Raw genomic sequence first — 663 nt, 5'->3', positions numbered from 1 at the left:
GCATAACCAACGGGCCGGGCGGCCCACCCCGTCGGCCCAGCCAGCAACTCCTCGGGCGACGTGAAAGAAAAGTCGTGCAGCAAAACTACGACCTCCTGCTCGTCCCTGCCGTCGTCTGCGGGATTGGCCACGATCAGCGGAGCGGCGAGGAGCGCCTGCTCCTGAAGGGTATGAGCGTGTAACCAATAGGTCCCAGGCTTGCCGATAGGAAAATCAAAAGCGCGGTCGGAGGTGGCCGCGAGGAGCGGCAGCGGAGCGTCGGGCACGCCGTCGCTCGGCCAGGGCGGCGTCAGCCCGTGCCAGTGGATGATGGTCGGCTCGGCGGTTTCATTGCGGAGCAGCAGGTTGAAGGTGTCATTCGCCCGGTAGTGGAGCCCCACTGTGCCATTCGCCTGCTGCACCCCGAAAACACTCGCCGCCCGTCCGTTCACTTCTATCGTGCGACGAACGATGTTGAGCACCTTTTCGCCGGAGGACGGCTCCGCAAAGGCTGGCCGCGACATCGCCCAGGGCAGCGAAAGAGCCAATGCGCCCGAAAGTGTGCCCTTGAGAAGCTCACGACGTTTCATATTTCGTTTCCTTTATGATTTGGCGAATCTGGAGTGCGCGTGGTCGACCGCGCCAAGGCCGCCTCTGTACCGAACGCAATGAAGCTTGATGCCC

1 protein-coding gene is annotated in these 663 nt (G+C 62.9%); it reads right to left on the bottom strand.

What is annotated here, in order from left to right; translation table 11 throughout:
* Positions 1–569: multicopper oxidase domain-containing protein (locus WH91_RS20970; RefSeq protein ID WP_046172962.1), on the bottom strand; the 569-nt coding region annotated here is incomplete at its 3' end.
* Between the last annotated feature and the right edge of the window lie 94 nt (positions 570–663).

The sequence above is a fragment of the Devosia psychrophila genome (assembly GCF_000971275.1).
GTDB lineage: Bacteria > Pseudomonadota > Alphaproteobacteria > Rhizobiales > Devosiaceae > Devosia > Devosia psychrophila.
This window is presented reverse-complemented; position numbering and strand designations above follow the sequence as displayed.